Source organism: Reyranella sp., assembly GCF_050185545.1.
Lineage (GTDB): Bacteria > Pseudomonadota > Alphaproteobacteria > Reyranellales > Reyranellaceae > Reyranella.
Map to the genome: position 1 here is coordinate 1 of NZ_JBFWZI010000138.1, position 10,667 is coordinate 10,667.

A 10,667-nucleotide genomic window follows, 5' to 3' on the forward strand; every position below is an offset into this window, starting at 1 on the left:
AGGTCGTAGGCGATCTGCTTGTTGAGGCGACCGCGCGCCACGCCGGAGAGCACCTCGCGTTCGCGCGGTGTAAGGGTCGCCAGCCGCTCGGCATGCTGCCTGACCACCAGGGCCTCCGCTCGCAGTGCGACGTCCTTCTCGATCGCTGCGTTGACGGCATCGAGCAGCGCCTGGGGCCGAAAGGGTTTGGTCAGGAAATCGATTGCCCCGGCGCGCATTGCCCGGACAGTCATCTCGATGTCCCCGTGGCCGGTCAGGAAGATCACCGGTTTCGAGTTGCCACGGGAGGAAAGCTGACCCTGGAGCTCAAGCCCGCTCGACCCCGGCAATCGGACATCGAGGATCAGGCAACCCGGGCGATCCGGCACTGCGGCATCGTGAAACTCACGGGTCGAGGCAAAGCAGATCGAGTCGATCCCGACCGACTCCAACAGCTCGCAGAGGGACTCCCTGATGGCGGCATCGTCATCGACGATGAGAACGAGCGGACGCGTCGCATCGAGGTTCACCGAAGGTTGCGCTCGATGGTGGCGCAAGGTCGACTTGGACAGGTGCGTCGTCATTGGTTTTCCTCCTCTCTACACGGGCGGACAATCGAAAGGGCGATGACCACGGATCACCCCGGCAGGGGTGAGCCCTTGTATGCAGGCGCCAACCGCCAATCCTTGGGGAGGGGCTTAAGAATCCTTAAGCCTGATGCTGAACAGCAACGAACCTGGAAGCCGCAAGGCCCATGGGAGTTCTGCCGAATGACTCGCGCCGTGGCGCGACCTTGTAAAATGCCTTGTACGTTGGCGACAGCCGCCCGGGGCCTGATCCCCATGATGCAGGTGCGAGAAAGGATCAGGGCCGATGAAATGACTCCGCTTCAGGGGTCCTTGGACTATAGTCAGGCGCCACATCCAGACACTGTGCGTCCCGTCCAGGACCAAGGCATTCGCATATGGCAAAAATTCCGTCATCCCGAGCGGAGCCGCCCGAAGGGCGCTGGTCACAGCGCCATTGGCGGCGCAGTCGAGGGACCTTTCTTGCTGGTGCTGCAATAGGAAGGGTCCCTCCACTACGCCTCCCTGCGACAACGCTCAGGGCAGGCGCTGCGCTCGGCTCCGGTCGGGATGACGGCTTTTTGCCTTTTGCGAATGCCCTGCGTCCAGGTAACCACAGCCGCATCCATTGACCCGGATGCCCGAAGCAAGTCCAAATCTCGTCTATGAGCGCGAGCCATGGGAGGTGGATCTCGGCCGACGTGAGCTTCGCTCCCGCGGCACGCCCGTAACGCTGGGCGGCCGCGCGTTCGAGATCATCGAGGTCCTGGCTCAGGCGGGAGGCCAACTCGTCACCAAGGACGACCTGATGGAGCGCATCTGGCCGGGCGCCATCGTCGGGGACAATACGCTGCAGGTTCACATCTCCGCGGTCCGCAAGGCGCTCGGCTCCGATCGCGGCCTGCTGAAGACGTTGCATGGACGAGGCTACCGGCTGATCGGCGGCTGGATCGCGCGGCATGGCAGGGCGACCGAGGCGCCATCGGTGCCGCAGCCTCGTCCCCGGTCCGCCGGGCGCGCTTCCAGCAATTTCCCCGCGACCGTCGGTCGCCTCGTCGGCCGGTCGACGGCGCTGCGGCGCGTGCACGACCTTGTCTCCGCCTACCGCGTGGTGACCCTGACCGGCCCGGGCGGCATCGGCAAGACCGTCCTCGCCGCGGAGGCCGCGCGCGATCTGCTCGCCGACTTCGAGCACGGCGCATGGCTCGTCGAGCTGGCGTCGCTTTCCGATGCCGCGCTCGCGGCGTCGGCGGTAGCCGGCGTGCTGGACCTGAAGCTCGGCGGCGAGCGGGTCACCGAGGAGTCGCTCGCGCGCGGTATCGGCGACAGGCATCTCCTGCTGGTCCTCGACAATTGCGAGCACCTGATCGACGCAGTGGCTTCCCTTGTCGAGATGCTGATGCGTCTGTGCCCGCGCGTCACGGTGCTGGCGACCAGCCGCGACGTCATGCGGATCCAGGGCGAGGCCGTCTACCGCGTCCCGGCACTCGACGTCCCCGCTCCCGAGCAGCAGGCGCCGCAGGTCATCCTGGGTCACAGCGCCGTCGAGCTGTTCGTCAATCGGGCCCAGGCACTGGATACCGGCTTCTCGCCGCTGCCCGAGGATCTCCCGTCGATCACCGAGATCTGCCGGCACCTCGACGGCATTCCGCTCGCCATCGAGTTCGCGGCGGCCCGTGCCGCCTTTGTCGGGACCCGGCAGGTGGCCGACGGCCTGCGTGATCGCTTCGCCCTGTTGACCAGCGGCAAGCGCACCGCGATCCCGCGGCACCGCACCCTGCGGGCGGCGCTCGACTGGAGCTACCAGCTTCTGTCGAAGGACGAGCAGCGGCTGCTTCGCCACCTCGGCATCTTTCCGGCGGGTTTCACGTTCGAGGCCGCCGAGGCGGTCGGCGGCTTCGGTCGAGCTGCCCATCTGGTCGTCGAGGAGCTGTCCAGCCTGGTGTCCAAGTCGCTTTGCGAGCGCGTGAATGCATCACCTCTCACGCGCTGGCGCCTGCTGGAGACGATCCGCGCCTACGCATTGGAGAAGCTCACCCAGTATGGCGAGCACCAGAGCGCTGCGCGGCAGCATGCCGAATATTTCCGGGCTCTCATCTCTCGCGTGGCGGCCGGCTCGCAGGTCTGGTTGAGCCGCGATGACGTGGCACGCTGCGGGAGCGAGATCGACAACGTCCGGGCGGCGCTCGACTGGGCGTTCTCGGCCGACGGCGACGCCGAGATCGGTGCCGGACTCACGGCCGCTTTCGCGCCTATCTGGCAGATGCTGTCGCTCGTGGGAGAATGTCGCAATCGAATCGAGCGCATGCTGGCGACGCGGCCGCCGGACGGCCATCTCGGCCAGGCGGCGGAATGGCGCATGTGGATCGCCTATAGTCACGCGCTTACCATGACCTTGGCACCGGTCGGGCGCACTCGTGCTGCCGTCAAGAGGGCGGCGGACGTCACGGCCGACGCCGACGACGTGGAACAGCAGGCCGGCGTCCTCTACACCCAGTGGTCACTCGAATTCATGTCGGGCGATCTCGACACGGCGCTGACCACTGCCCGGCAGCTCGTCGCCGTCACGCCGCGCGGCGGCGAGGCCATAAGGCTGGCGGGCGACCGAGTACTCGGCACGTCGCTGCTCTACGCCGGCAGACTGGCGGACGCACAGGGCCATCTCCAGCGCGTGGTCGACCTCTACGCCGCACCATCCGGCGGGCATCACTCGGCGCTGTTCGTCTACGACCAGCAGGTGCTGGCCCGCGTCCGGCTGGCGCGCGCGCTCTGCCTGCGCGGTTACCTCGAGCGGGCCAACGAGGAGGCCCGGTCCGCCTTCGAGATGGCCCAGGAATCCGGAGCCGGGGTCACCGTGTGCTGGGCCCTGCAGGACGCATCGTGCCCCATCGCGCTGATGACCGGTGATCTGGCGGCCGCCGAGCGCGCCATCGCCGCGCTGACCGACTGGGCGACCCGGATCGATGCAACCCTGTGGAGGATGATGGCGACCTGCTGGCGGGGAAAGCTGCTCATCGACCGTGGCGAGTTCGCCCGTGGCATCGAGTTGATTTCGCAGACGCTGGAAGCCTGCGAGCGGTCGGGCTGGCAGATGTGCTACGGCCAGTTCCTCGGTTGCCTCGCCGAAGGCCTGGCCGGGCTCGGTCACCTCGTGGAGGCCCACGACAAGCTGGAGCGGGCGATCGCCTGGGCGGAGCATCGCGGAGAGCGCTGGTACCTGGCGGAACTCCTGCGCCTGAAGGGCGAATTGATCCTGAAACAGTCGAAAGCCGCGTTGGCCGCCGAGGCGGAGGAGTGCTTCCGGACGGCAAGTGAGATCGCGCGCGAGCAAGGCGCCTTGCTTTGGGAGCTGCGCATCGCCCTCAGCCTTGCCCGCTTGCGCGTCACCCAGGGACGCGGGGCCGAGGTGAGGCCACTGCTGAAGCCGGTCCATGATCGCTTCACCGAGGGATTCGACCGGCCCGCCTTGCGCGAGGCGAGAGCGCTGATCGGGGAGCCGTCGCCGTAAGGTAGTCGAGAGCCGGGCGGTCAACCGACCGCCCGGCCCACGCCTGAAAAGATCAGGCGGCCATCGTGTAGTAGCGCCGGTTCGTCGGCCGGCCCGTTGGGGCAGGCAGGATAGCCGGCCGGGTCGTGGGATAGGGCAGCCGCATGAACTTTCCGCCGCCGAGCACGGCGACGACGGCCTGGACAACCTCGCCGGCGATCCGCGCCGCAGCAGGCATGCCCTCCTCCTCACCCATGGCGTCGTCCGGCGCTTCGCCAAGACCCTTGCGACGCCGCCGCTTGCGCCATGCGTCGATCGCGTGCCAGACGACCGGCGCCGCGAGCGTGGCGCCGGCGGCAATGAGGGCGGGAACAATCTTCTCGCCCTCGGCGCCCTCGCCGGCGGGTGGGGCGGATTCGGCGGCGGTGTCTTCGCCCTTTGCAACCTCGGCAACGATGCTGGACACCGATGCCGCGACGACCCGCGCCATGGCGTCCAAGGGGGACGCCTCGTCGTCGCCGGCAGCGCCTTCGTCATCCGGCGTGCCGAAGGCGAAGTCTTCGGGCCGTTCGCCGATCGCGTCGATGACGGCCGGGGTGACCACGGACGATACGGCGCGCGTCAGCTTGTCTTCACCGACATCGGTGTCCAACCGCCCATCCTGGATGGCATCGATCAGGGACACGGCGACCGGCTCCACCAGGCTCAGGGCGGCGCCGATCCACTGGTCGTCGTCCATGGCCACGGTCGTGCCGGCACTGGCCGGCGCGGTGCGGCCGGCCGTCCGTCCGTTCGTCCTGCCGGCCATCCTGCCCGCGCCGGGCGCGCCGCGGCCCCCGCCGGCGGCACGGGACGACGGAATCATCGGCTCGCTGTCGGCACCGCTCACCTGGGAGGAGTTCGAGGCGCGGGAACCCGGGCTGAAGCCCTTGCGCCCGGCGGGCGCCTCGCTGCGTGAGGCCACGGCAACCTGGGCCGCGACGCGCTCGACTGCGCGCCAGAACTGAGGGTCATTCGCTTGACGTGTCGTCATGGTTCGATCCTCTCTTGGTTGAAGTGTTGTCGTCGACGTGCTTCCGAAGCGTGCCGGCAGAGCCTTCGCCGGTTGCTCCGCCGTCTCGGCGGCCGGCGCCAGCGTCACGAAGCTCGCGTTGGCAAGGCCACTTGGATCCGCAGGCGTCCGCAGGAGCGGCGTCTGCTGGAAGCCCATCTCTGCCAGCTCGTCGCGGATGCCCTGATGAAGCTGGGCAACCGCGATGTCGCCCGATGCGGGAAGCGTGCGCATCAGGGCGCAGGTGAAGGCCGACATGCCCTCCGTGGTCGAGGTACCGGCCGACGCCGTCTCGTTTTCCGAGCAGGCCGACAGCAGCAGCCCATTGAGCTGGAGCTGACCCGTCTCGTCATCGCTCGCGGCCTGCGGACTTGCTGATTTTGCATTCAGGCCCGCCTGGGCCCCAAGCGCCAGCCGCTTGACCGCGTCCGGACGCGTGATCGGGAAACAGCCGAACGGACGCGGCACGAGGATGCTGCCCGTAAGGCTCTTGCTCTCCGGCTCGTCGGCAGGCGGCATCCAGCGCTTGGTTCGCGCGATCTCGAGTCCCTTGGCGGTCGGAATGCGCTTTTCCATGCCGCCGGAAAAGCACGAGTCGAGCACCACGGTGAGAGCGCCGGGTGGCGCCGACTGGCTGAGCTCGCTCAGCCGGTCGTCGAAGAAGAACTCGAGACCGGACAGGACAAGGCACTCCTCGAGGGTGCCGTCCCCGGGTTGCTGATAGCCATGGCCGGAGTAGAAGAAGACGAGCCGCTCGTCGTCCGCCACGTCCTCGAACAGCCGCTCGAGCCCGACCTCAACGTTGGCCGCCGTGGCGTCGCCGTCGTATAGCTCGGTGATGTCCTCGAAGCCATATTGGGACTGCAGCACTTCGCGGAATTGGGCTGCATCCTCGAGGCAGCTTGGAAGATTGTTCTGCGGGTCGCCATAGTCGTTGATCGCCACGAGCAGCGCGCGTCCGGCGCGGCTCGCTCCCTTGATGCCGGCGGGCGTGGCCCGGTTGCGTCGTGTCGCCATAACCTCCTCCCTCGTGAACGAAAGCCATGCTGCCGAAGAGGCCCGAGATCGCCGGCCAGACGAGGGTGGCCGGCCCTTCCGGCCACCCCCGAGTTCCTGCCGGTGGGTGGGGCCTCGGCGAGCACGGGGAAGATTGGCGAGCGGCGTTACCGCGCGATTTCAGAAGAGGCCGATTCGCGTTTCAGTTGAAACACGAGGCATGCCGGCGCAGCGGTCGTGCATGATGCCTACACGGGGCGGGCCGACAGGTGCCGGGCCAGCATCTGCGCGATGTCCGATGACGACAGCGGCTTCCTGAGAACCGCGCAAGCGTCGGCGGCCAGTGCCCGGTCGATCCGATTCGCCCCGTCGCCATTCGGCCGCGCATCGCCGGACATCAGGACAAACGGAATCTCCGGCCTTATGCGATGCACCTCCAGGGCCAGCTCGGGACCCGTCATCGCCGGCATCAGCTCGTCGGCGAGGACGAGGTCGAAGCGCTGGGGATCGGTCGTGAAGGCTGCCAGGGCTGCGCGGCCGGAGTCGAAGCCGACGGGTTCATATCCCAGGGCGGCAAGCATCTCTTCGCCGAGCGCAACGAGCGGTCGCTCGTCGTCGACGAGAAGGATCGTCTGGCCGCGGCCCGTAGGCAGCGGCACCGGCATGGCGCCGTGCTGCTGCGTGCCGGGCGAGTCTGCGTGGGCGATATAGACCTCGAACCGGCTGCCGGCGCCGGGCTGGCTGCGCACGTTCAGCACGCCGCCGTGGTCGGCGACGATACCATGCACGGTGGCGAGGCCCAGTCCCGTGCCGCCCCCCGCTACTTTGGTGGTGAAGAAGGGCTCGAAGATCCGCTCGATCGTGGCCCGGTCCATGCCGTGCCCGCTGTCGCGCACCTGCAATCGCACATAGCGGCCCGGTCCCACCGTGCCGTGCGAGAGGGCAACCGCGTCGGCAAACGTCACGGTGTCGAGGCTGAGCGCCACCACACCGCGACCGTGCATGGCGTGCGCGGCATTGGTGCAGAAGTTGACGACCACCTGCTGCAATTGTGCCGCATCGCCTATGACGGCAGCGTCCTCGTCCGAGATCTCGACGTGCAGCTCGATCGTCGCCGGCAGCGACGCGCGCAGCAGGCTCGCCGCCTCGTCCACCATCGGCTTCATCGACACATGCTGGCGCCGCCGCTCGACACGGCGGCCAAAGGTGAGAATCTGGTCGACGATGTCGCGGGCGCGCTCACCCGCATTGCGCGCTTCCTGGACGTGTCGGAAGGTCCGACTGTGGCGTGGCAGCTGGGCGAGAGCCATCTCCGTATAGCCCAGGATGGCGCTCAGGATGTTGTTGAAATTGTGGGCGATGCCGCCGGCCAGCGTGCCGACGGCTTCCAGGCGCTGCGCCCGCCGCAACCGCATCTCCAGCGCTTCGCGCTCCGTTTCGCCGTGCTGGCGATCGATGGCGTTGACGAATATCTCGCCGACCATGCGCAGCAGCGCGATGTCGTCATCGGCCATGCGCTTCTCGCGACGAGTCATGTCGAAGCCGAGCAGGCCTATGCGGCTGCCGGGGCGCCCGAGGGGGACGCACGTCCAGGAGCAGATGCCACATGACAGGAGAGCAGTCCGTTCGGGGCCGGAAGGCAGCGCCGACACGGACGGCACATGAACGCAGCCCTGGCTCTCGTGGTCCGGCAACCGCCAGTGCAGGCCTGCCGCCAGGAGCTGCTCGTCGCACGCCGGGGAGAGCTCGGCCGTGCCGTGCCGCGACCAGCGATGGCTCCTCTCGACGCCGGCGCCGGCGGCATTGCGCAGCAGGATGTAGGCGCGGTCCAGCCCTGCGCCCTCCGCCAGCCGGGCCAGGCTTTGCTCGACCCCCTGGGCGATGCGGTCGGTCGGCAGGTTGATGAACCCGGCCGAGATCTCGGCGATCAGGTTCTCGAAGGCCAGCCGCTCACGCAACGTCCGGGCGTTGACCCGCAGGCGGTAGAACAGATGGCCGAGACAGGCGACCAGCACGACGGCGGCGAGATAGAGCAGCAATCTGAACATTCCGGCGCGCTCGGCGGCACGCCCATGCTCATCGAGATAGAGGTCCTGCAACGTGCGGGCCCGTTCGGCCGTGGGCGACGCCAGCAGCCGGCCGACGATGCCGTCGACGTTGGGCAGCGCCGCGACGACCAGTCGCCCATGCATCACCAGCGCTCGGGCTTCCCTCTCACGCGCTGGCGGGAATGGCAGGCGGGACATCCGGTCGAGCGCCGCGGTGACGTCGGCCGCCGCTTCCCCCGAAGGGTCGCCGGTAAAGCGCAGCATGGCGCTCGCCAGCAGGCCGATGGCGCCGGTTGACGCATTTTCCGGGCTGTCCGCGGACTGGCCGAGCTGGTGGGTGGCGTGATTCAGGTAGCGGAGCGAGTTCTGCAGCACGGCGTTGTCGGATTTGAAGGTCTCGATCAGCCCCTCCTGCTCCTTCACGGCCTCCGCCAGACGGTCGAGCTGCCGGATGATCGCGGTGCCGGGGTGGCCGCCGCCGGGATTGCCCAGCACATGCAGGGCGGCCGTCGTGTCGCGCAGGCTTTCGATCGACTGAACCAGCGGATCGTAGTTGCGCAGCAAGCCGGCCCGCGCCCGCAACACGTCGCGATGCAACGCAGCATCGTGAAGCAACAGGGAGCGTACCTCGTGAAGCGTACGCTCGTGCAATGCCGGATCCGGGCTTGCACTGCGGACCAGCAGCCAGGTCAGCACCAAGAGCAGGGCGGCGATGAACGGGGCCGTCCTGCCGATCCGTCCGATCATTACTGGCCTCTGTACTCGCCTGTGAGCGAGCCGAGGAACTTCACGATCAGGTCGATCTCGTGCACCTCCAGGGTCCGGCCCAGCTGGCTCAGCGCCATGATGTCGACCGCTTCGGACAGCGAGCCGGCGCTGCCATCGTGGAAATATGGAGCGGTGAGCGCGACGTTGCGCAGGCTGGGCACGCGCAGGACGTGGCGGTCGCGCTCGTCGCCGGTGATGGTGAAACGGCCGAGATCGGCCGTCGTGATCCGCTCGCGGCGCGCGAAGGGATTGTCGAAGACTCCGAATTTCTGGAACAGGTTGCCGCCGATGTTGACGCCCTGGTGACAGGCGATGCAGCCATAGCCACGAAACAGCTGGTAGCCGCGCTTCTCCTCGTCCGTGATGGCGTCGTCCTCGCCGCGCAGGTAGCGGTCGAAGCGGGCATTCGGCGTCAGCAGGGATCGTTGAAAGCTCGCCAGCGCGTCCAGCACGTGCGTGCGCTCGGGCCGACCGCCGTAGGCGCGGGCGAACGCATTGCGATAGGCCGGGTCGGCGCCGAGCTTGGCCAGAAGCTCGTCCCACGACGTGTTCATGAGGCGACGATCGCGAAGCGTGCTTTCGTTCTGCGTCTCGAGCTCGCGAAAGTTTCCCCGCCAGTTGTAGCGGAAGCTGAGCGTAGCGTTGAAGATCGTGGGCGCGTTGTAATCGAGCGGCAGCCCGTCGCTGCCCATGGGACGGACGCGGTCGTCGTCGCCGCCCCTGTCAAGGCGATGGCACGAGGCGCAAGCCACGACGTTGTCGTGCGACAACCGCACATCGTGGAACAGCTTTTCGCCCAGGCGCACCTTCGCGGGATCAAGCCCGGCAGGACGCGGCACCGGCGTGATCGGCGCAGCTTCAGCGGTCGTGGCGGCCGGATCGGCGTGCCCCGGCCGTCCTGCCGACAGCAGGTAGAACATCGCGGCTGCCAGCCATGCACTGACTGCAACCCACAAGGAGCCTCTCGCCAACGGCAACCTCCGCCCATGCCGACGGCAACTTCCGATGGTCGGCTGCGTTCATAAACGCGCGAGGACTGCCTTGGGTAACACCCGACGAGTTCCGAGGTTCGCCGTGAAGCACGTGCTCGCCGTCGACGACGATCCGGTGGTCCGCAAGATGATCGCCGACTATTTGGGGGACCACCATTTTCGCGTAAGCACGGCTGCCAGCGGCCGCGAGATGGCGCGCGCGCTGAAAGCGGAGCCGGTGGACATCGTCATCCTCGACGTCCAGCTCGACGACGAGGACGGCCTGGAGCTGGTGCGCGACCTGCGGGCGCATTCGACGCTGCCCATCATCGTGTTGAGCGGCCAGCGCCGCGACGAGGTCGACCGGGTGATCGGTCTCGAACTGGGCGCCGACGATTACCTCACCAAGCCTGTCGCGCTGCGCGAGCTGCTCGCACGCATTCGGGCCGCACTGCGGCGCGCCGAGGCAAGTCCGCCGGCAAGATCCGAGGACAGACGCACGCGCTATCGCTTCGCCGGCTGGGAGCTCAGCCTGCGAACCCGCCGCCTGAAGGCGCCGAACGGGGACTTCGTGGCCCTGACGAAGGGCGAGTTCAGTCTGCTGGCCGCCTTCCTGGGCGCGCCGGAGCAGGTGCTGAGCCGGGAGCAGCTGCTGGCCGCCAGCCGATTGCACGACAGTGAAGTCTATGACCGCAGCATCGACGTGCAGATCCTCCGGCTGCGACGCAAGCTCGAGCCGAATCCCAGCGAGCCACGGCTGATCAGGACCGAGCGCGGCATCGGCTATGTCTTCGCAGCGCC

At 67.9% G+C, this 10,667-nt stretch carries 6 protein-coding genes; 2 read left to right on the forward strand and 4 right to left on the reverse strand.

The genetic code is table 11. From position 1 onward, the window contains the following. A partial coding sequence (locus tag AB7O82_RS27460; RefSeq protein WP_428620623.1) for a response regulator transcription factor occupies positions 1–509 on the reverse strand: 509 nt, incomplete at its 3' end. A 721-nt stretch (positions 510–1,230) separates the two neighbouring features. Between AB7O82_RS27460 and AB7O82_RS27465 the strand changes: the two genes are divergently transcribed. Next, positions 1,231–4,053 (forward strand): ATP-binding protein, encoded by a 2,823-nt coding sequence (locus AB7O82_RS27465; RefSeq protein ID WP_428620624.1) that lies wholly within the window; start codon positions 1,231–1,233, stop codon positions 4,051–4,053. A 52-nt stretch (positions 4,054–4,105) separates the two neighbouring features. Here AB7O82_RS27465 and AB7O82_RS27470 read toward each other — a convergent pair whose 3' ends face one another. From AB7O82_RS27470 to AB7O82_RS27480, 3 genes are all read right to left on the reverse strand, one after another. After that, positions 4,106–6,100 (reverse strand): caspase family protein, encoded by a 1,995-nt coding sequence (locus AB7O82_RS27470; protein ID WP_428620626.1) that lies wholly within the window; start codon positions 6,098–6,100, stop codon positions 4,106–4,108. Between the two features lie 227 nt (positions 6,101–6,327). Then, entirely contained in the window at positions 6,328–8,874 is a 2,547-nt protein-coding gene (locus AB7O82_RS27475) for a two-component system VirA-like sensor kinase (RefSeq protein ID WP_428620628.1), read from the reverse strand. Beyond that, positions 8,874–9,866 carry a cytochrome-c peroxidase gene (locus AB7O82_RS27480; protein ID WP_428620630.1) on the reverse strand — a complete coding sequence of 331 codons (993 nt, stop codon included), beginning with the start codon at positions 9,864–9,866 and terminating at the stop codon, positions 8,874–8,876. The genes AB7O82_RS27475 and AB7O82_RS27480 overlap by 1 nt, the downstream gene beginning before the upstream one ends. Positions 9,867–9,969: 103 nt before the next feature. On the opposite strand from AB7O82_RS27480, the gene AB7O82_RS27485 reads away from it, so the two are divergent. Next, positions 9,970–10,667, forward strand: a 698-nt coding sequence (locus AB7O82_RS27485; RefSeq protein ID WP_428620631.1) for a response regulator, incomplete at its 3' end; no start/stop codon positions are given.